Raw genomic sequence first — 22195 nt, 5'->3', positions numbered from 1 at the left:
TCTACTACTCATATATTTAATTTCTAAACTTTGATTCAATTAATATTGATTTGTTTTTCAAAAAATCTAATCGAAGGGTATCAAACACTACATAAAGTTATAGAGTTCTTTATTGTGAAAGCTCACTCAGTTCTTCCCAATCTTTTCAATGCTGCTGTACCTAAAGACTTACCATCAATGGGGCGTTTAACATTCTCAATCACTCCTTTATCTTTACAAAAGTATTTTTGATAGATAAACATATCATTTGACATAAGATTAAATCATTTTAAACGAATTATCAAGCCATAAAATTTAATTTTTAAAAAATTCGGTAAAAAAAACCATATAAAAATGGATTCTATCAAAGGGAGCGATAACAAAAAGATTTTTATACACACATGGATAAAACACATGACAAACTTATATATAATTGCAAGTTCAACTCTCACAAAAAACAGGATAAAAAAATAAACAGCAGAACTAGTCCACTGTTTACTTTGCCACACCTTCATGTAATTTTTCTGTATAATCCTTTACATCTTTCCAGCTATCTTTCGCTGTATGTAAATCTTCTTTTATAAACGTAAACTCTTCTGGAGTAATTCCTTTTACGTTTTGTAGTAAATTATTATATTTTGCACCTACTGTATACCATTGATTTGATATGTTTTGTAGTGCTGTAATTGCTGCATCAATTGTTTCTGTCATGTTTGTTGTTTTATTTTTTACATCAGTCAAAATTAAGACTTCTGCTTGTGCTCCTGAAATTCTATCTTTTAAATTGGCGATTTCTCTTTCTGCATTTGCGATATCTTTTTTCGCAACCGCAATCATCGGCCCACCAGCAAGACATGTTATTAGAGCTACGCAAAGTACGCCACCAGCAATGACCATATCATTACTCTTTTTAATCGAATCGTTATATGTATTTATTTGTTGCTCTAGAGCTGGAATACCAGCATTCGTACTTGCCAATATCGCTGTTAACTGATTTGTATCCTCTTTGAAACTATTTGTATCTTTCGCCATTCTATCGCGAAAAGCTTTCAAATTCCCTAATAATCCATCTACCTCATTTTGATTCTTTACAATATCCGCATACAACTTTTCTAAATCCGCTTTTAATTTTCCGCTATCCTTTTGATCAATCGCTATTAACATGTCGTTATAATACGATTGGAAAGTATTATTGTAATTTATAATATTTTGATCCGTTTTCATAATTTGAGGCTTCATATTATTTAACCAATATGCTGCATTAATTTTTGCATCTCTTTGATGCTGAATCATATTCCCTTTAAATTCACTATTAATCGAACTTATTTTACTTAAATCCGTCTCTTGTTGATTTTGAATTAATTTTGCATATGAATCCATTGCAAATATGCTTGATGTCGTTTGTGCCATTACATCTTGGAATCCTGCTGGTCCAAGAGAATAGTTTTTCACATTTTCTTGTAGCACCGTTACATTTTGTTCTGCTGCAAAAGGATGTAAAGGAAATGCGTTACTCGTTGCCACCCCAGCAATCATTACCGCTAAAAGACATTTTTTATAAAATCGTTTCTGCATATTTTTCACCTATTCTCTTTATAAGGATATCAAAAGCTCCTGCTCACAACTGAACAGGAGCTTCAAATCATTCATCAACACTTAACGCCCTAACGATTCGTATTCGATTATGCTTTTTTCGTATCTACTACTTTAATATCTTCAGCATAAATCTTTTCTGCATAGTCTTTAATGTTTTTCCAGCTATCTTTCGCAATGTTTAAATCTTCTTTAATGAAAACAAGATCGTTTGGACTAATTGAATCCACATTTTGAAGTAAAGAATTGTATTTTGATCCCATTGTATACCATTGGTTTGAAATGTTTTGCAACGCTGTAATTGCAGTATCAATCGTATTTGTTAAATACTCAGTTTGTGTTTTAATGTTCGTTAACCCAGCTACTTCTAATTGAGCAGTTGTAATTTGTCCAGTTATTTTTTGAATTTCAGCTTGTGCATTGTCAAGTTCTTTCTTCGCCAATACGATACCAGCTGTACCACCGCCTACAGCTGCTGCGCCACCTGCAATTAATGCTACTCCTAGCGGTGTTCCTGCGCCCGTAGCAATAACTACTGCACCACCGATAATTGCAATTGGTCCTAGAGCTGTCGCAACAGATGAACCGATAATAATTGCATTATATTTACTAATTGCTTCATTGTACGTTGTAATTTGATTTTGTAATAGTGGAATCCCTGCATCTTGACTAGCTAATATAGATGTAATTTGATTTGCATCACCCTTGAAGTTTTGCGTATCCGAAGTCATTTTATTTCGGAATTTCTTCAAGTCTTCTACTAACTGATCCACTTGCGCTTTATTTTCATTAATACTACTTGATAATCTAGTTAAGCCTTTCGTAAGAGTTGCTTTATCCTTTGCATCAACTGCAGCAACTAAAGTATCATAATAGTTTTGGAATTTCGTATTGTAGTTAATGATATTTTGATTCGTTGAAATAAGCTGTGGTTTTAATACATCTAACCATTGCTTCGCATTTCCTCTCGCTGTATCTTGATGCTGAATGACTTTTCCTTTTAAAGCCGCATCAACAGATGATACATTACCAAAGTTAACATTACCTTGTTTAATAATTGTTAAAGCGTACAGATCCATTACTAAAGCATTTGAACCTGTTCTTTCCATTGCATCTTTTAAGCCTTCTGGTCCTAATGAGTATTCTTCATAGTCATTATAAGCTTTTGCTACCGCATGAACTGGAGCTTGTTTCACTGTACTTTCAGCTGCATACGTATGAGCCGGCATAATATTTCCTGCTGCAAATACTGCCATAAGTGCTGATAGAGCCATTACTTTATAAGGTTTTTTTGTCATTTTTCTTCTCTCCCTATATCGCTAATTATTTTTCTGTTTAATGTACTTCAACGTTTGTAACGTAATCTTCAAATTGATTTGTTTGCTTATTCATTTCATCACTTACTTTTTTAATTTGATTGAAATGTTTTTGAAGTAAACTACTGTCTGTATACGTGCCTTCTTCAACATTCTTTTGAATTTGAATCATATTATTATTTAAAACTTTCCAATCCGTTAATAACGTTTCTAAAGTTGTAATTTGACGATCAATTAATTCTGTAAAGCTATTTACTTGATCTTCAACGAATGTAATTTGAGTCGCCTCTGCTTCAGTTTGTGATAACTTTTGAATAAGTGGTAATAACTCTTTTTGCTTTTGTTGAATGCGAAGAGCTGCTTCTCTCGTTTGACTATCTGCAGCATTTACAATTTCATTACTTAAAGTACCGATAGAAACAAAATCGATTGTTTTCGTTTGTGCAGTTTGATTTGTGATTGTAAATACTTGTTTACCGATATTAATAGAACCTTTAATGATTTCTTGAGGTCTATTCAAAATAGTAGTTAGTTCAGCTTGAATTTCCCCTTGAATTCTTTTAATATCTTCTCTTAATTTCACAATATCTCCACTTGATCCTTGCAGTGTTTTTATTGCTTCATCGGCTTTAATTGATAAGTTGTTACTATCTTTGTCTAATACTGTTTTAAATCGATTTAACTCTAATAAATCTTGCTCCATACTCTCTTGGATGCTTTGTACTTGCAATTGTAATTTTCCATATGCACTCATAAAATCTGCTTTTGCTTGCTGATCTTCATTTACGTTTCCTGCTAGTTCATAGAGCTTACTATAATAGCTATTAAATCTAGTGCTGTATCTCATCATTTCTTGATTTAAGTCAATTAGCTTCGGATTATATTCATCAATCCATTCTCGTACATTCGCCTTTGCAAACTTTTGATGATTCGTTAAGCTACTCATCGCATTTACCTTAATGTCTGGCTGTTGCAAAATAATTAATCCGTATGCTTGAATAAGCGGTGATTGTGATCCTAACATTCTAATTGAATTGGATAATGTATTTGGAGCAATTACATTTTGCGCATATACTGTTTTCACTTCTGTTTGCCCCTCCTTAGCGTAAGCGCTTACAGGAATGAAGCAACTCGTAGATACTGCTGTAACCAATAACCCTGTAATTAAAGTCTTTTTCACTTTAACTCCTCCTATGTATTAGCAACTATTACTATCGCATTTTATTATTCTATTTTCTTGCCCATAATTTGAGATGATTAAAATAGAGAACGTTCTCACCGTGATCCATGTATGAACCACCTCTCTCGTATTGCTACAGTACTTACTTATCGTCACAAAACATTTTATTATTTTTCATATGTGTTTAGTATGAATAATATTGTATAAATTTTCTATTTCATCGAAATTCCCACATTCACACAGTGAATATATTACGTAAAAATATTATTCATTTTAAACTAAACAACATGCGTAAATATGAAATTTCGTTTTGTTTTCATATATGTTTTGTACTGTAAGGTCATTTAAACACAGCTGTTTATATAACGTAAAGAAGTATTTTCATTCCCTTTATTTTCAAGCTTTCATGTCCTTATTTCAAAATATAATCCGATTCACTTTATTGATTGAAATATCTACATATCACAACAGAAAACACTACTTGCAAATAACGGATAAAATTATATCGATATAATTTTTAAACCCATATGCAATTATGCATAGCATATACACAAAAAGGATAGCTTCATTTTCACGAAGCTATCCTTCAAAAATCTTCTTATTTTTTCAAATGATATGGAACTGTCGTAATAACAACATTTCTTTTATAAAGTAAATACGCACGTATGAGTAAACTGGATTGATTATGAAGAATGTTATGCCAACCTTTTTTCGGAATGAACTGTGGTATAACGACCGTAACGCGGTAATTCGATTCACTTGCCTTATACTGCACTGTATCAATGAATTTCGTTAGCGGCTGAATAATACTTCTATAATGAGAATGTAATGTAACAAGCCTTACTTCAGGTTGCCACACCTTCCATTTCTCTTCAAATTTCTTTTCCTCTTCTCTGTCAAAAGCAACATATACAGCGATAACTTGATCTGCAGAAAGAGATTTCGCATAGTTCAATGAATTTTCTACTACATGCGTCATACCTGCTACAGGAACGACAATTACATTCCCCTCAATTGGAATAAGAGGTTCACAAGTTTTTAAACTTAATTGATCACCCACTGCATCATAATGCTTCTTAATTCGATGAAACAAGAAGATAATAGCAGGTAAGAAAATAAGAATCGACCAAACTTGTGCAAATTTAGTTAAAAAGAACATGCTCATTACGATAAAACTAATAACTGCACCAATTAAATTAACCGTTAATTTTAAAGCCCATCCTTCAGGTTTTTCACGAAGCCACTTTAATACCATCCCTGTTTGAGAAAGTGTAAATGGAATAAATACACCTACTGCATATAACGGAATTAAATGTTCTGTTTGTCCTTGGAAAGCTACAATTAAAATAATCGAAGCAACTCCAAGTATTATAATACCGTTTGAGTAACCTAGACGGTCTCCTCTAATCGTAAACATTCTCGGTATGAATTTATCTTTTGCGAGGTTAACCGCTAATAAAGGAAATGCAGAATAGCCTGTATTAGCTGCGAGAATTAATATTAAAGCTGTTGTACCTTGTATGAAATAGTACATGAAATTACGTCCAAATGTTTGTTCAGCAATTTGAGAAACAACTGTTACTTCTTTACTCGGCGTCACTCCGTAATAATAAGCTAAAAATACAATTCCTGAAAATAACACAGCAAGTAATGCACCCATTGCAAGCAATGTTTTTGCAGCATTGTTTGGCGCAGGATCTTTAAAGTTCGGAATTGCATTTGAAATTGCTTCAACACCTGTTAAAGCAGAACTACCTGATGCAAATGCTCTTAACAGTAAAAACAAACTAATGCCCGCAACCGGCGTTCCGATCGGCGTGTGTAAAGTTGGTGAAACGTGACCAGTCAAAATATTATATATGCCTACACCAATTAATATAAATAGTGCTAAAACAAATAAATAAACAGGATATGCTAAAACGGAAGCTGATTCCGTTACTCCTCTTAAATTTAAGATGGTAATAAATATAACAAATATAATCGCAATGATTACATTATGTGCATGTAAACTAGGAAAAGCAGATGTTAGCGCATCTGTACCTGCAGATACACTTACCGCAACAGTTAAAATATAGTCGACTAATAAAGATCCTCCAGCAATTAAGCCTGGATTCATTCCTAAATTTTCTTTTGATACAACATACGCTCCCCCGCCATGCGGATAAGCAAAAATAATTTGACGATAAGATAAAATAAGGGCTGTCAATAATACTAATACCCCAACAGCGATCGGAATGGAATACCAATAAGCGATCGCTCCCACACCTGCTAAAGCAATTAAAATTTGCTCTGGACCGTAAGCAACTGATGACAATGCATCAGAAGATAAAATAGCTAAAGCTTTCGTTTTATTAAGCTTTTGTTCTCCAAGCTCTGTTGATTTTAACGGTCTTCCAATTAAAAATCTTTTAATAGATGAAACCAATGCTGTCCACTCTCCAATAATTTTGTACGAACTTTACTGCCTGTTACAGCCAGTAAACGATTTCTTCAGAAAACAAAAAATGTCTACAAGCCATAGCGAAATAGACTTGTAGACATTATTTTTTTTGTCGCACAAGCTCCACCTTCCTTCTCAATATAACGCTTACGAGGTTAGCTGTCGGATTCGGGCCTATGAGTAGCCCTACCTTTTTCAAGGATTCACCCCATCGGATTATGTACTAATCCGTAAAAACGGGTCCCCCGTACCATGCGGTTTCAGCGATTTAGAAAATTGAAACTGTGGATTATAATACTCCTTTATTTTCAAAAAGTAAACAAAAATTTTTAATAAGAAAAAAATTAAAATGATTGCGCATAATCCGCTGAGAAATATACATAATGAATATTAAAAATCCGCAAAGGAGACCCATATGTCTAAAGAAAAGAAGCCTATTTTTTCCGATTCATATTTAGATGCAGTAGCAAATGAAATTAATCAGTTATATGGTAAACGTGAACAGGAAATAAATTTGACAGATAGAACGAAAAGAAATAAATAATTTGTCATACAAAAAAATAAAAAAGATAGCAATACACTTATATATTGCTATCTTTTTTATTTTTTCATACATCTAATTCTATTACAGATCTGTTAAAGGTCATCTCTTCATACACCTTTAAATTTTGATATATAGTGCCTAATAATGGTGCCGCTATAGAAAATTGCTCTGCTACATCCAGTAAATATCCTTGCAAGTGCTTCCCTTCAATAAACGAACCCTTCTCCATATCACGTTGCATCGATGACTTCATATCATACGAAATTTTATCAATTGTTTTCATATGTTCCTCGGCAATATTTTCCTTTACGGGAGCTCCTAATACTCTCATGATTTGTACAGATTCCTCAAATACATTACGGATAAAATCACGGCCGCCTTCACTTTCACGGATTGGTCCAATTGGTGCACGCATTAACGTTGTCACACCGGACATTACAGTAATAAATAAATATTTATGCCACATATCTTGCGTAATATTTTCACTTAAAACAAAACTAGATTTCGTACCTGCAAATGCTTTAGAAATATGCTTTACTCTCTCTGAATTTTGAGACTTAATTTCTCCAAACACAAGTCTGTTGGCAGCGCTAGTTTGTACAATTTCTCCTTGATCGTTTAACGTCGTCTCGATAAAGCATAAACCGCCAATTACTTTTTCTTCGCCGAATTCTTTTTGTAATAGCGATAAATGAGCGATACCATTTAACAATGGAATGATTACAGTATTTTCGCCAACAAACGGCTTCAAATCTTGAATTGCCTCGTTTAAGTGATACGCTTTTGTTGAAAATAAAATGACATCAAATGGAGAAGTTCTCTCTTCTTTCGTTATTAATTTCGGTTGAAAGGAAAAATCCCCGTTAACACTTCGGATTACAAGTCCTCTTTCCTCTAATTGTTTTTTCCGTTTACTACGAACAAGAAATGTAACATCTGCTCCCTTTTCGACTAATCTGCCACCAAAAAATCCTCCGACTCCACCAGCGCCTAATACTAAAATCCGCATACAGCATCCCCCTTTTCAAAATAAAATTTTATAACTTTTAGTATACATAACATTATACATGTCCTCTGCTAAATAAGCTGAATTTTCACTCTCAATCGGGTATAAAACAGTGGTTATTTTCAAATAAATTTGGGCATGTTGTTTCTATAGCATATACGGAAAGGAAACAATGTAGATGGAGGCAATACAAGCAATTGAGGAAAAAGATGTAGCAACAGCTATATTTCAATTTATATTCCCGTTTTCTTTTAAAACTGGATATGAACAAAATATGTTCCCTTTCTTACAAAAAAACGATTTTCGTCCTTTTCGGCTCGATCATCTCGATGATGAAAATACATATTATGGGGAGTTTAAAGTTTCACATCAAAATATGGAAGCATACTATCTTTCATTTACCAATAAAATTCTCTTTCCTCACTCAGAGCATCAAAAGGGCTTGCAACGTTATTCAAAGGACCTTAACTTAACTGGACATTTAACAACAAACCTTATTTCAATCCCATTCAAGATACACTCTATTGATGTAACACTTTGTCCTTATGAACTTGGCTTCTTAACAATTCGAACAGAAGTAAACACTGCTCCAAACATGACTTTATCTGAAGCAATCGAATTCGCTGCTCGCTTCCGTGTACTTGAAACTAAAAATGATACAAATGAGACTATTTGTATTGAATGTAACGGAAAAAAGTATTCCCAAGTTGAAAAATTCATTTTTGGTTATTTATTTCATGGTGTAACTGATTTCTTTGAAAAGAAGAGATTAAGAAGTTCATACTTTCAAACCTTCCCTTTCTTCGAAGACCAAAGAATGTACGTCCAAACTTTATTGTCACTAAAAGAAGGTATGGAACTTAATGAAGTGGATGTTTATCGTACTTCTAGTCTTTCCGGATTAACAAGTGATGGTAAGCCATATGTGAGTGCAAATAACCTTCCTTACATTCATGACTATTTAAAAAAACACGCTTACCAGAGATGGGCTCCAAATCGTTATTTCATAATGGAAGAACATATTTTTACATGTGTAACAAATGAAGGAGAACGCGAAATCGCTAAACTTGCTAGTCAAATGTTCGGAGAATTTTATTACGCTTTATTATTAAACCTATTTCATAAAATTGTTTTATTAAAAATGGCAAACGCCTATGCTGAGCTAAACATTGAACAAGATACTAATGAAATAGAGAAATTAATTTATTCGATCAATTCGTTCACTGCTAATTATTTTTCTTTAGAATTAGTATCCCAATCACAAAGTGAAGATATTTTCTTTCGCTTAAGAAAACTGTTTAATATTGAGGTTCTATACTCGAACGCGAAACAAAATCTTGATAGTTTGTTTAAATATCAAGAAAATGTCGCCTCTAAAAAAGATAGCCTTTTATTATTAATTTTAACGCTCTACTCTGTAGTGGGCCAAATGTTAGGGTTTACTATGATTGACCTTTTAAGAAACACCGATTCAAACAAAATATCGTCACCTCTTGAATTTTTCGCTCTATTAATTGCGATTAGCGGCATTGTCATTTCACTTATTTTAGGAGCCCAAAGTTTATACCAATGGGGTCTACAGCATAAACAAAGAAAAGCTTGGGTAAAACAAACGGTACTGTCTGCTGTAAAAGAAAAAGAGGATAAAAACTAAAGAAGGTTATTTTCAAATTCTTGGTGTGCTACAGTAAGTGAAATTTTTATCAGCGATTTTTTAAATATATCGACTTACCGACAAAAAACGACAAATGACAGGACTGGATAATAAAAAAAGGGTACTCCAAAATAAAACTTGGAGTACCCTTTTTATTATACGAATTCAGCTTACTTCCCTGCTTCGATTTTCTCTAATGCAGCAGCTACTTGTTCTTCAGTTAATTCATGTTGTATTACATAGCGGTTACGTGGGCTTACACGACATTCATGAGAACATGCACGTAAATATTTCGCTTCGTTTTCTTCAGAACATAAAATTTTCTTATTACATTCTGGATTTGAACAGTTTACATAGCGCTCACATGGTTCACCTGTAAAGTGATCTTTACCAACGATAACATGTTCTTTTTGGTTTACTGGAACAGCGATACGTTCATCAAACACGTAACATTGTCCATCCCAAAGCTCACCTTGTACTTCTGGATCTTTTCCGTACGTTACAATTCCGCCGTGAAGCTGACTTACATCTTCATAACCTTCACGAACTAACCAACCAGAGAATTTCTCACAACGAATTCCACCTGTACAGTATGTTAAAATCTTTTTACCTTCAAGTGTTTCTTTGTTTTCTCTAATCCAATCTGGTAATTCACGGAATGATTCGATATCAGGTTTAATCGCACCTTTGAAGTGTCCTAAATCAAACTCATAATCATTTCGTGCATCAATGATAACTGTATCTTCTTGTTTCATTGCCTCATAAAAATCTTTTGGCTCTAAATACTTCCCAGTTATTTCGTGTGGGTTAATGTCATCTTCTAAACGAAGTGTAACTAATTCTGGACGAGGACGTACGTGCATTTTCTTGAATGCATGCCCTTCTTCTTCATCTATTTTAAATACGATACCATCAAAACGTGGATCATTATTCATTGCTTCCATGTATTTCTCTGTTTGCTCTACAGTTCCAGAACAAGTTCCGTTAATACCTTCTTTTGCTACAAGAATTCTTCCTTTTAATTCAAGTGAATTACAAAATTCTAAATGCTCTGCAGCAAATTCTTCTGGGTTTTCAATTGTTGTGTACATGTAATATAGTAATACTCTGTATGGTTTTGTAGTTGCCAATGTATTTCTACCACCTATCTAATTTTTAAAATCATGTATAAGTTAACGTTCATATCAAAACATATATAATAAGAAAATGAATCCCATTTTCTTTTCTTTATACTATTTTCTATCAGTTAACAAAAATAAAAAACAAGATTACACATCATAACACTATGGTTATGTTGTAATCCCAATATATTATATATCATACAATTGCAATTCCATCAATTAATATGCTGTATTATCAGCTTTATGTTCACATAAATTTCAAAAACAGCCCTTTAATTCACTATGTTTCCCCATGTCACCACACCATAAACTCCCAATTCATTTTACATTATCACACCATCCATTGCATAAAGGCATATAATTTGCATTAAGGAAACTTTCGTGTTCAAATGAAATTATCACATAACATATTTAAATGTATTGAAATAATGAGTAAGAATAAATACAATAATTTCATCAAGTTAACATTTTAAAGGGGAAAACTACTATGAATAAAGATATAACAAAAGATAAACATCTCCCTTCTGAAAGTACAACTGTACAATCAGCTCACTTAGCTTTAAGTGGAGAAACAAAAGGCTGGAAAAGACTGTTACCATTTTTAGGACCCGCTTTTATCGCGTCCGTTGCTTATATTGATCCTGGCAACTTTGCTACAAATATCGCAGCTGGTTCACAATATGGATATTTACTATTATGGGTTATACTCGCTTCTAACTTAATGGCTGTATTAATCCAAACTTTATCGGCTAAATTAGGAATTGCTACAGGAAACAATTTACCCGAAATAGCTCGTGAAAACTTTCCAAAGCCTGTGTCTATCGGCTTATGGATACAAGGTGAACTAGTTATTATGGCTACAGATTTAGCGGAATTTATTGGAGCTGCATTGGGGCTTTACTTACTATTTGGAATCCCCATGCTACCTGCCGCTTTAATTACAGCAGCCGGATCATTTATTATCCTTGAATTTCAACGTAGAGGATTTCGTCCACTAGAAGCTATTATTACAGGAATGATTTTCATTGTAGTAATTGCTTTTGGGATTCAAGTTTTTTATGCAAAACCAGAATTAAGTCCCCTTCTTTCAGGACTATTTATTCCAAAATTCCAAGGTGTAGACAGTATATTACTTGCAGCAGGGATTTTAGGTGCGACAGTTATGCCGCATGCAATATACTTGCATTCTGCATTAACACAACGCCGTGTGGTCGGAACAACTGACGAACAAAAGAAAAAGATTTTTCGTTTCGAATTTATCGATATTATTATTGCAATGGTTATTGCTGGAGCAATTAATGCAAGTATGTTAATTGTAGCAGCTGCACTATTCTTTAAAAATGGCTTGCACGTTGAAGATTTAGATGTTGCTTACACTCAATTTACCAATTTAGTAGGTCCTGTATCGGCTGCATTATTTGGAATTGGACTTTTATCAGCAGGACTATCTAGCTCTTCTGTCGGTACAATGTCGGGTGATATTATTATGCAAGGTTTCATTCGCATGCATATTCCGTTATATTTACGCCGATTTATTACAATGATTCCACCACTAGTAATTATCGCTTTAGGTGTAAATCCAACATACGCTCTAGTCATGAGCCAAGTCGTCTTATCATTCGGTATTGCTTTTGCATTAGTACCACTTATTATGTTTACAAGCAATAAAAAAATTATGGGTGCGCTCGTTAATCACCGCATAACAACCTTTATCGCTTGGATCATTGCTGCTCTCGTTATCGTTTTAAATATCTTCTTACTGTATCAAACATTTGTAGGGTAATGAAAAAAGGGTATTCCAATTTTTATTTGGAATACCCTTTTTCAATTCATTATTTGTATTAATCCTATAAACTCTTTTTAAGATAAATTATATAATCTATTTCCAGACAATAATTCCCTTACGCCTTGAATAATCTTTATTTTCAGATTAAATTATATAATAACAAATACATTCTATTTTCATGTGAAAAGGAGCGAAAATATGTTTCCTTTATTAAAAACTGAAAGACTTATTTTAAGAGAACTTACCGAAGAAGATGCACCGCGTATACTACAATGCTTTTCTAATACTAATGTACTGCGCTATTATGGCCAAAAACCGTTACAAGATGTTGATCAAGTGAAACAAATCATTCATAACTTTAAGTTGAGTTACAATGCAAGAAGCGGTATAAAATGGGGAATCGAATTAAAAGACAAGAAAGAACTCATCGGTACCATTGGTTTTCACGATTGGTCTTCTGAGCATAAACGAGCCAATATAAGTTATGCCTTTTTGCCTGAACACTGGGGAAAAGGCTATGCGACTGAAGCTGTTTCTGAGGTTATATCATACGGTTTCCATACGATTCATTTAAAGCGGATTGGAGCAATTGTATTTCTTGAAAATGAAGCTTCCAATAAAGTACTATTAAAATTAGGTTTTGAAAAAGAAGGCGTTCTAAAAAATTATATGTATCAAGATGATATCCCATATGATACGAATTTTTACGCTTTATTAAAATCAGTTTAATAGAATTTATGTATAAAAAACCTTACTTTTAAAAAGTAAGGTTTTTTGTATTTATTCATTAGCAATATAAGCATTCTTATAAGTATAAATACCACCAAATTGATGCTTTTCAATTCCTTTTACATAATCCTTTTGTACATATGCTGAGCCAATATGATAAAGCGGCGCCACCGCAGCATCTTCTAATAATACCTGCTCGGCTTCTCGCAACGCTTCCCATCGTTTTTCCGTATCTAGTACAAAATCCGTTTTCGCTTTCTTTATTAATTCATCGTAACGAACATTAGAATAATTCATTTTATTATTCGGATTCCCTGTCGTAAATAACTCTAAATAACTAATTGGGTCTTTATAGTCAGGTCCCCAATTTGCCATAGTTATATCGTAATCACCTATTTGTTCTAACTGTAATTTTTGCTTAAATGGCTGTTGTTTAATTTGTATCGTTAACCCTTGCAAATTCTTCTCTAAATCACCTTTTATATATTCTGCCATACGTATTGCGTTATCTTGTTCGAACGTTAAGAACCCTAGGTTTACTTGTTCTACCCCAAGCTCTTTTTTCGCTTCTTCCCAAAGTTTTTTCGCATTTTGCAAATCATATGAGGAAATATCTCCATTTTCTTTTCTAAAATCTTTACCAGTCACTTCATTTACATGACCAACTGGTACAAGTCCACTTGCAGGTTTTGCTCCGTTATTAATAAAGTGAGCAACGAAATCATCTTTATTTAACGCTAATGAAATAGATTGACGCACCTTTTTATTTGCTAACGCGTTATTTTTTTCATTAAAACGAAGCATAGCAATTCCAGGATCACTCGACATATGTAATTCCTTATTCCCTTTATACTTGTCTACAACTTGCGAATTAATAGGTACTCGATCCAAATCTCCGGCTTCATATAAATTTACAGCTGTCATTGTATCCTTTAGGATATGAAAGTTTATTTCATCTAATTTCACTTTCTTTCGATCCCAATATGTAGTATTTTTCTTTAATTGAAACTCTTGTTCATGCTTCCATTTTTCTAATACAAATGGACCGTTATATATGAGATTACTAGGTTCCAATGCATAATTGTTTCCTTGTTCTTTCAAAAATGATTCATGCTGTGGTAAGTATATAGGTAGTGCTAACAACTGTAAAAAATACGGAACTGGCTGTTCGAGTTCAACTTCTAACGTATAATTATTTATCGCTTTAACCCCAAGTGCATCAAGAGGCATTGTTCCCTTATTGATCTCTTTCGCATTTTTTACATAAAAGAGCATGGACGCATATTGAGAGGCTGTTTCAGGGTTAATTGCACGTTTCCAAGCAAATATAAAATCATTTGCTGTTACATTATCCCCATTTGACCATTTTGCATCTTTACGCAAGTCAAATGTATATTTCTTACCATCTTCACTTCTTTTAAACGATTTTGCTATGGCTGGAGTAGGCTGATCTTGATCGTTTAATACATATAACCCTTCAAATATATTCTGCATAATGTGTGCTGATGTACCATCTGTTGTTTTCACAGTGTCCAGAGAAGGAATTTCTTCTGATACTGTTACATTTAACACTTGTTTTTTAACCTCTATGTCACTTTTATCCGCTTTATTATTACAAGCTGTTAATAATAAAGATGTAACAAGTGCCATTACCATTAAATGGCTCTTTTTTCGCTTCATGAGTTGTTCTCCTTAAATATAAAATATTATAAAGCGTAATATATTATAGCAGAAATACTAGCAGAAAGATGCGACATTCTTTTGAATATTTATTCGTTCAAGAAAAAAACTATCCTTTTAAAAGGATATGGATTACCTTGGAATCTTTTCGATTTTTAACGAAAAAAACATATAAACTAATAGGAGCTTAACTTTTCCTCAATAAAATCGAATTTAATTGTCGCTTCAATACATACTTTCTATTTTATAGCATCTAAATACCACAATACCAAATTAATATTTACGGATATTTTACGAAACTTTCGGAAATTAAGACGAATATTCTGGACTTATCGTTCCGGAATATTTATACTAAGTTACATGAATGGAGGTGTTATAAATTGGGTAGAAGTATTAGTTTTAACAAAGAACACGCTTTAAATAAAGCTATGCATTTATTCTGGGAAAAAGGTTATGATGCTACATATATATCAGATCTTATTGAAACGATGGGTATAAGTCGATCTACTCTCTACGATAGCTTTGGAGATAAGGATGCACTATTTAAACTAGTTTTGGAACATTATAAAAATTATGGCTCTCAAAAGAGAAATTTACTTTTTAGTGGTATAAACACAAAAGCATCACTTAAATCCTTTTTTTATCAACATATTGAAAAATGTTATTCAGGTGAGATTCCAAAAGGTTGTATGATAACTAATTCTTCACTGCTTATTGGACAAATTGACCCTGCCATAGAAGAAATACTCATAAATGATTTTAATGAACTTGAAAAAGTATTTAAGCAAGTTATCGAAGAAGGAAAAAAGAAAGGAGAAATTTCACAAGAGGTTGATACTGAATTAGTTGCATATTCTTTATTAAGTTTAAATCATAGTTTGAATGTAATGTCTAAATATAAAAAAGAGAAAAATTCAGCCTATCATCTAGTAGATAAGACTATTGCAGACCTATAGTCTTTCTTTTTTAAAGTTTCTGGAACGAACGTACCAAAATAAATAAAAGGAATGATAAAATTGACTAAAAAGACAAATTTTCTAATATTTATTTTAGCAATTAGTTGTGGTTCACTTGCTGCAAATATTTATTATGCACAACCAATTGTACAATTCATTGTAAAAGATCTGAACATTTCTTCTGATTTATCTGGATTGCTCACTACTTTGACACAAATTGGGTATGGATTGGGGTTATTTTTTATCGTACCGATGGCTGATTTATTGAAAAGTAAGAAAATAATAGGAATTCTTATCGGGTTAACTATTTTTTCATTAATTGGTACGCTAATTTCGACAAACGGAATTATTTTTTTACTATTAACAACTATAATTGGCATTGGGGCCTGTGCAGCTCAAATGTTAGTTCCACTAACAATGAGAATCGTGCCAATTGAAGAGGCAGGTAAATATGTGGGTAAAGTGATGAGTGGTTTATTGATTGGGATTATGATTGCTCGCCCATTATCTATCGGAATAACAGAGTGGTTTAGCTGGAGAATGGTATTTTTTTTTCATTAATAACCCTAGTTACCGTATTACTGTTAATTCTAAAATTTTTACCCAACTATGAAGTTATCTCAACTAGTAACATGACATATCCAAATTTAATAACTTCTATGGTAAAGCTACTAATAAATACTTCTCCTTTACAACAAAGAGCTTTTTATCACGCATGTTTATTTGCTGCATTTAGCCTTTATTGGACAGCTATTCCAATTTTATTAAGATCAGAGCCATTACATTTTTCAAATAATGAAATTGCATTATTTGGCTTTGTTGCAATTGCTGGAGCTTTATTAACTCCTACTATTGGTAAAATAGCAGATAAAGGTTATATTTTTACAATGACTAATGTATCATTGGCACTCGTACTATTATCGATCGTACTATTATTCTTTGTTCAAGATCATTCACTATTTAGCATAATTTTAATTCTTATCTCAGGTATCTGCATTGATATTGGTGTAGCAGGAAATTTATTATTAGGTCAAAAAATTATCTTTGGTTTGAATCCCGAGATAAGAAACAGACTTAATGGATTATATATGACTATTTTCTTTTTGGGAGGAGCCTTTGGTTCATGGATTGGAAGTTATACTTACTATAAATTTAATAGTGAAGTAACTTTACTCATTGGAGCTGCTTTACCTTTAATCGCCTTAATAGTTCATTTAATACACAATAATACAATAAGTTTATTAAAAACCAAAAATAAATACATGTCCTAACTATCAATGTACTCTAAAACTAGCGTCAACATCAAATTTTTTGGGTAGTATTAGCATTATCACTTCTGTTGCAAAGTTTTAAAAAATATAGTGAGGTTTACAAATTAGAAATAGGCTGTGGAGAAGATTCTCTCCACAGCCTAAAAAAGTTATCTTTGTAAACCTCGTTTATAACGACTTGCTTCAAATATAATACGCTCTTCATCTAACGTTTTACATTCGCCATTCCAAACGACACGTTTTCCGTTAATAATTACATCGCTTATATCTTTTCCACTAGCAGCATATACAAGGTGTGATAACACTTCATCCGCTGGTTGTAAATGCGGCTTATTAGACGGGTCAATCGTAATAAAATCAGCACACTTACCAGCTTCTAGTGACCCTGTTTGTTTCATCCCGATTACTTCTGCAGCCCCTTTAGTCGCAAGTGTAAGAGCTGTTTCAACTGGTAATGCTGTTGCATCTTGGTGAATACCTTTTTGTAATAAAGTCGCTATGCGCATTTCTTCAAACATGTCTAAATTATTGTTAGATGCAACACTATCTGTTGCAATTCCTACTTTTATTCCTGCTTCTAGCATCGCTTTTACATTCGCTATACCAGAACCTAGTTTTAAATTACTATTTGGGTTATGTGCTACTCGAACATCATGTTCTGCTAAAAATGCACGCTCATCATCATTTAATACTACACCGTGTGCAATAACTGTTGGGCGTTTAAACAATCCGCAGCTCGCTGCATATTCTACTGGACGTTTTCCGTACTGTGCTTCAATATCACGTACTTCACGCTCTGTTTCAGAAAGGTGGATATGAACCATTGTTTGATTCTCTACTGCAATCCGTGCGCACTCTTCTAACAATTCTGTACTACATGTATATGGACTATGTGGTGCAACCATCGTAGTTAACATGCCACTTTCGTTATAGTAACGCTTCACATATTTCTCAGCTTCTTCAATCGCTTTCTTTTCATCGTCTTTCGTTCCGAAGCTAAATAAAGTCCTTGAAACAGCAGCTCGCATCCCGCTCCTTGATACCGTTTCCATAATTGCGTCTTGATCTACTCCAATTGGATTAAACATGTCAGAGAATGATGTTGTACCACTTTTCACCATCTCAAGTAATCCTAATTCCGTACTAGCGACCGCAATTTGGGGAGTAAATTGACTTTCCAGTGGCCAAATTCTCGTCTCAAGCCATGGCTGTAATAACATATCATCTCCAATACCTCTTAGGAGACTCATTACAACGTGTGTATGTGTATTTACAAGCCCTGGTAAAACCCACTTTCCTTTCATGTCAATTACTTCATCTACTTCAAAATCATTTGCAAATTCTCCGCTCTTTACATCTATAATTTGATCATTTTCTACAATGATATATCCATTTTCTATCACTTCGTTTTGTTCATTCATCGTTACAATTGTAGCGTTTACATAAGTTGTTTTCAAAAGTATTTCCCCTTTCAACTCTATGAAGTTCCCTTTAATAAGTTACCACCATTATAGTAACTTATTAAAGATTAAGAGTCAAAAGATAATTTTAATTCTTTCGTTATTTTTCCCTTCAAAATGCTATATTGTTTTTCATTTGTATCTGCAAATGCTTCTTCCCGATTTGACTTTTCATCCATATAATTCAATTTCCCATTGAATTGAGTCTCTGTAAAATCAAATCTCTGCCCATCTATAAAGTTATAAAAGTGCCATACCTCTCTTACTTTTGTCTTTTTAATTTCTCCTCCGTATATGTCTTGAACGACAAGAGCTGTAACACCACATTGTCCCTTTGCTGGGTTTTCAATTGTCCACGATTTTATTAGTGCTTCATATATTCTTTTTTCCTTTACATCATCCATTCTAATCTTCCCCTACTATTAATAGTTTTACACATCATATTTCAAAAGAGGCAGTAAACGACCCTTAAAGACAGTTGATGGTGTCTCTCCTATTAACTGTGCTCCCATTTTCAAGTAATATCCTTTTGCATTCGGATCACTATCAATTGTAAAACTTTTTAATCCTAGTTCATTGGCTTTTTCTATTACATACTCCCAAAGTATTTTCCCGTAACCTTTTCCTTTGTAATGAGGATGAATGTACAAGAAATCGAGAGCCTTATCATTACGTAAAAATGAGAAAAAACCAATCTTCGCATTATCGTTTACTAAAACATATACAAAATTATTTTTTATGTACTCTTCCGTAATTGTTAAATCTTCCTTACAAGCAAGTATGAATTCTTCACTATAATTCCACGTTGCTTTTGAATGTAGTGCGAGTTCACTTAATTCATTTGCTTCTCTTAATAATGCTTCTCTTATCTTCATGGTTCTTTTTCCTCACTTTCAATATGTACACTACTAAATTGATTCGGAAAGCACTTCAAAAAAACCTTTAATTTCCATAAATTAGAAATTATTTTTTATAAATCTTTATTATAATCAGTACGATTTTCAACAATTTTTTTAAAGAAAAAGAACGCCATCCCTAAAAGTTGGCGTTCTCTTTTTCTAAATTTTAATCTTCAAGCTCACTCATTCGTTTTACTATTTCGTACGATACAAACCTATACAGTTTCTACTACCGCTTCAAGCATTGTTCCATTTTTAGCATAGTTCGTATGCCAAGAAAAAGCTTTTTCTAAAATATGAGGAGTTTGTCCACCTCTTATTTTTGCTTCTTCGTAATAAGCTCGTAGCTGTTCACGATACATTGGATGTGCACAATTCTCAATAATAAGTTCCACTCTTTCTCTTGGCGCAAGTCCCCTTAAGTCGGCATATCCCTGTTCAGTGACGATAACATCTACATCATGTTCAGTATGGTCTACATGAGAAACGAAAGGAACGATACTTGAAATGTTACCACCTTTCGCAATCGATTTAGTAACAAAGATAGCTAGGCGGGCATTTCTTGCAAAATCGCCAGACCCACCAATACCATTCATCATTTTTGTACCTAAAACGTGAGTAGAGTTAACATTTCCGTATATATCTAATTCTAATGCAGTATTAATTGAGATTAATCCAAGGCGACGAATAATTTCAGGATGATTGGAAATCTCTTGTGGACGCATCATTAATTTGTCACGATATTTTTCAAAGTTAGAAAATACTTGTTGCATTTTCTCTTCAGAAAGCGTGATAGAACAACAAGAAGCAAAATTGACTTTTCCAGCATCCATAAGATCAAAAACTGCATCTTGTAAAACCTCGGAATATACTTCTAAATCTTCAAATTCTGAATCTAACATTCCATGCAATACGGCGTTAGCCACTGAACCAATTCCTGATTGTAACGGCGCTAAACGATTTGTTAATCGGCCTACTTTGACTTCTTCTCGAAGGAATTCTATTAAATGCTGTGCCATAATAACAGTTTCTTCATCCGGAGGAACAATTGTCGATGGCGAATCCAATTGATTCGTAAACACAATTCCCTTTACTTTTTCAGGATCAATTGGAATACCGATTGTTCCAATTCGGTCATCTGTTTTCACAAGCGGAATTGGAAGCCTCTCCCCTTGTTTACCTGGTTCATATAGATCATGTAGCCCCTCTAATTGCGCGGATTGAGCCATATTCATTTCAATAATAATAGACTTAGCATTTAAGGAAAACGCTAAGGAATTTCCAATTGAAGTGGTTGGAATAATCATTCCGTCCTCTGTAATCGCAACCGCTTCCAAAATAGCGAAATCTATATCCAGAACGTCAGCACGGAGTAACTCTGCTGTATGAGACAAGTGTTGATCCACAAATAAAAAGTCTCCGTTATTAATTCCTTTTCGCATAGTCGCGTCAGCTTGGAAAGGTAATCTTTTCCCTAAAATTCCTGCCTCAGCAAATAATTTGTCTACATCCGATCCTAAAGAAGCCCCAGTATAAACATTTACTTTAAAAGATTCATCATTCTTAACTCGGTTTACAAGCGCAAATGGGACTGCTTTTACATCACCTGCACGTGTAAACCCACTTAAGCCTAAAGTCATTCCACTTTGAATCCAGGAAGCTGCTTCTTCAGGTGTAACTACCCGATCTTTTAGATGTTGATCTCTGATTCTATCTAAATTGTTCTCCATATGTAATCCCTCTCTCATTGAATATTCATAATTATTTTACACATTAACACTATCAAAATAGGGATTTTAGTATACAATGCCGAAAATTCAGACAGAACAGCAAATCTAGGTTCTAAAGCAGAAAAATTTAGAATCCTAGAAGTTTACGGAAATAACTAGCGTATGATTGACTAACTGGTACTCTCTCACCATTATCCATCGAAAGTACAAAAGTAGAATGGGTATCAGGATAAATCGCTTTAATATGATTAACATTTACAATAAACGAACGGTGACATCTAATAAATGAATCTTTCGGAAGCAAGTATTCGAATTCTTGCAGAGAGTATTTATGTGTTCCTGATAACTCTTCTGAATTCACATACGTCTTTTTATCTTTAGCCTCTAAATACATAACCTTTGAAAAAGGAACCGGAATCCAGCCGTCTGTTGTTTTTAAAGTAACAACTGACTTTCCATCCGTTAAAGCTGGATAAATTGCCGTTACGCACCCTTCAAGCTTTCCATTGTTTGAAAATGGTACAGCCATTCCATGATAAGGAATACCAAAAACATCCCGATTAATAAACTCAGAGGTTTTTTGATTCATCACCATCGCTTTATGAGCAATCGTTCCTTCCTTTATAGGATCCCCGACACTAATCTTTAAATCAATTCGTTTACTTGGCCGATAGTAAATATATTCTTTCGTATTCGAAACAGCAATTGAAATTTCATCTGAAAATAATTCCCCAACAACATCTAGTAATAAACCTAACGTTCTATCTTCCATTCTATTAACACCTCATTCACTATTATACTACTATTATGAACGAGCATCTGTTGCTTTATAAAAAGTTTGATTTTAGGTT

Annotated in this window: 17 protein-coding genes, 1 pseudogene and 1 riboswitch; of the genes and pseudogenes, 6 read left to right on the top strand and 12 right to left on the bottom strand. The window is 33.4% G+C overall.

Features of this window, described 5'->3' with window-relative positions:
• Positions 1-474: 474 nt before the first annotated feature.
• The 4 genes from nheC to QCI81_RS23315 all read right to left on the bottom strand — a co-directional run bounded on the left by nheC (position 475) and on the right by QCI81_RS23315 (position 6493).
• A complete protein-coding gene (gene nheC / locus QCI81_RS23330; RefSeq protein WP_071730953.1) occupies positions 475-1554 on the bottom strand; it encodes a non-hemolytic enterotoxin NHE subunit C in 1080 nt (359 codons plus the stop codon).
• Positions 1555-1661: 107 nt separating this feature from the next.
• Positions 1662-2870, bottom strand: a complete 1209-nt coding sequence (nheB, locus tag QCI81_RS23325) for a non-hemolytic enterotoxin NHE subunit B (protein ID WP_000162967.1) — start codon at positions 2868-2870, stop codon at positions 1662-1664.
• Positions 2871-2907: 37 nt separating this feature from the next.
• Positions 2908-4068 (bottom strand): non-hemolytic enterotoxin NHE subunit A, encoded by a 1161-nt coding sequence (gene nheA, locus QCI81_RS23320; RefSeq protein WP_000751827.1) that lies wholly within the window; start codon positions 4066-4068, stop codon positions 2908-2910.
• Positions 4069-4666: 598 nt separating this feature from the next.
• On the bottom strand, positions 4667-6493 hold the full coding sequence (locus tag QCI81_RS23315; RefSeq protein ID WP_000254899.1) for an APC family permease: 1827 nt from the start codon (positions 6491-6493) through the stop codon (positions 4667-4669).
• A 144-nt stretch (positions 6494-6637) separates the two neighbouring features.
• Positions 6638-6784: riboswitch (cyclic di-AMP (ydaO/yuaA leader) on the bottom strand.
• Positions 6785-6923: 139 nt separating this feature from the next.
• Between QCI81_RS23315 and QCI81_RS23310 the strand changes: the two genes are divergently transcribed.
• The gene (locus QCI81_RS23310; protein WP_000031873.1) at positions 6924-7052 is read left to right on the top strand and encodes a hypothetical protein; all 129 of its coding nucleotides are present in this window, start codon (positions 6924-6926) and stop codon (positions 7050-7052) included.
• A gap of 64 nt (positions 7053-7116) precedes the next feature.
• Here the strand turns inward: QCI81_RS23310 and panE are convergent, their stop codons facing one another.
• The gene (gene panE / locus QCI81_RS23305) at positions 7117-8061 is read right to left on the bottom strand and encodes a 2-dehydropantoate 2-reductase (RefSeq protein WP_065483178.1); all 945 of its coding nucleotides are present in this window, start codon (positions 8059-8061) and stop codon (positions 7117-7119) included.
• A gap of 175 nt (positions 8062-8236) precedes the next feature.
• Between panE and QCI81_RS23300 the strand changes: the two genes are divergently transcribed.
• Positions 8237-9712 carry a hypothetical protein gene (locus tag QCI81_RS23300; RefSeq protein ID WP_071730951.1) on the top strand — a complete coding sequence of 492 codons (1476 nt, stop codon included), beginning with the start codon at positions 8237-8239 and terminating at the stop codon, positions 9710-9712.
• A gap of 170 nt (positions 9713-9882) precedes the next feature.
• Here QCI81_RS23300 and trhO read toward each other — a convergent pair whose 3' ends face one another.
• A complete protein-coding gene (gene trhO / locus QCI81_RS23295; protein WP_061666774.1) occupies positions 9883-10842 on the bottom strand; it encodes an oxygen-dependent tRNA uridine(34) hydroxylase TrhO in 960 nt (319 codons plus the stop codon).
• A 478-nt stretch (positions 10843-11320) separates the two neighbouring features.
• Between trhO and QCI81_RS23290 the strand changes: the two genes are divergently transcribed.
• Together QCI81_RS23290 and QCI81_RS23285 are read left to right on the top strand one after the other, a co-directional pair.
• On the top strand, positions 11321-12616 hold the full coding sequence (locus tag QCI81_RS23290; protein WP_023521681.1) for an Nramp family divalent metal transporter: 1296 nt from the start codon (positions 11321-11323) through the stop codon (positions 12614-12616).
• A 201-nt stretch (positions 12617-12817) separates the two neighbouring features.
• Positions 12818-13348: a GNAT family N-acetyltransferase gene (locus QCI81_RS23285; protein WP_000484225.1), complete on the top strand. Its 531-nt coding sequence runs from the start codon at positions 12818-12820 to the stop codon at positions 13346-13348.
• Between the two features lie 51 nt (positions 13349-13399).
• Here QCI81_RS23285 and QCI81_RS23280 read toward each other — a convergent pair whose 3' ends face one another.
• Positions 13400-15028, bottom strand: a complete 1629-nt coding sequence (locus QCI81_RS23280) for a peptide ABC transporter substrate-binding protein (protein ID WP_071730950.1) — start codon at positions 15026-15028, stop codon at positions 13400-13402.
• A gap of 380 nt (positions 15029-15408) precedes the next feature.
• On the opposite strand from QCI81_RS23280, the gene QCI81_RS23275 reads away from it, so the two are divergent.
• Both QCI81_RS23275 and QCI81_RS23270 read left to right on the top strand, forming a co-directional pair.
• The gene (locus QCI81_RS23275; protein ID WP_000533752.1) at positions 15409-15984 is read left to right on the top strand and encodes a TetR/AcrR family transcriptional regulator; all 576 of its coding nucleotides are present in this window, start codon (positions 15409-15411) and stop codon (positions 15982-15984) included.
• A gap of 51 nt (positions 15985-16035) precedes the next feature.
• Positions 16036-17255 (top strand): annotated as a pseudogene (locus QCI81_RS23270) (MFS transporter).
• 149 nt (positions 17256-17404) lie between these two features.
• Here the strand turns inward: QCI81_RS23270 and QCI81_RS23265 are convergent.
• The 5 genes from QCI81_RS23265 to QCI81_RS23245 all read right to left on the bottom strand — a co-directional run bounded on the left by QCI81_RS23265 (position 17405) and on the right by QCI81_RS23245 (position 22116).
• On the bottom strand, positions 17405-18730 hold the full coding sequence (locus tag QCI81_RS23265) for a bifunctional S-methyl-5'-thioadenosine deaminase/S-adenosylhomocysteine deaminase (RefSeq protein WP_002023818.1): 1326 nt from the start codon (positions 18728-18730) through the stop codon (positions 17405-17407).
• A 53-nt stretch (positions 18731-18783) separates the two neighbouring features.
• Complete coding sequence (locus QCI81_RS23260) at positions 18784-19119, bottom strand: YunG family protein (protein ID WP_071730946.1); 336 nt, start codon at positions 19117-19119, stop codon at positions 18784-18786.
• A 27-nt stretch (positions 19120-19146) separates the two neighbouring features.
• Positions 19147-19590 carry a GNAT family N-acetyltransferase gene (locus tag QCI81_RS23255; protein WP_071730944.1) on the bottom strand — a complete coding sequence of 148 codons (444 nt, stop codon included), beginning with the start codon at positions 19588-19590 and terminating at the stop codon, positions 19147-19149.
• 239 nt (positions 19591-19829) lie between these two features.
• Positions 19830-21344, bottom strand: a complete 1515-nt coding sequence (locus tag QCI81_RS23250; protein WP_071730943.1) for a succinyl-CoA:acetate CoA-transferase ScpC — start codon at positions 21342-21344, stop codon at positions 19830-19832.
• A 127-nt stretch (positions 21345-21471) separates the two neighbouring features.
• Complete coding sequence (locus QCI81_RS23245) at positions 21472-22116, bottom strand: LytTR family DNA-binding domain-containing protein (protein ID WP_000390209.1); 645 nt, start codon at positions 22114-22116, stop codon at positions 21472-21474.
• Between the last annotated feature and the right edge of the window lie 79 nt (positions 22117-22195).

This window comes from Bacillus cereus group sp. MG20, from assembly GCF_040459885.1.
Taxonomy (GTDB): domain Bacteria; phylum Bacillota; class Bacilli; order Bacillales; family Bacillaceae_G; genus Bacillus_A; species Bacillus_A cereus.
Note: the sequence above shows the minus strand (reverse complement) of the source record. Positions and strands in the feature narration are given on the sequence as shown.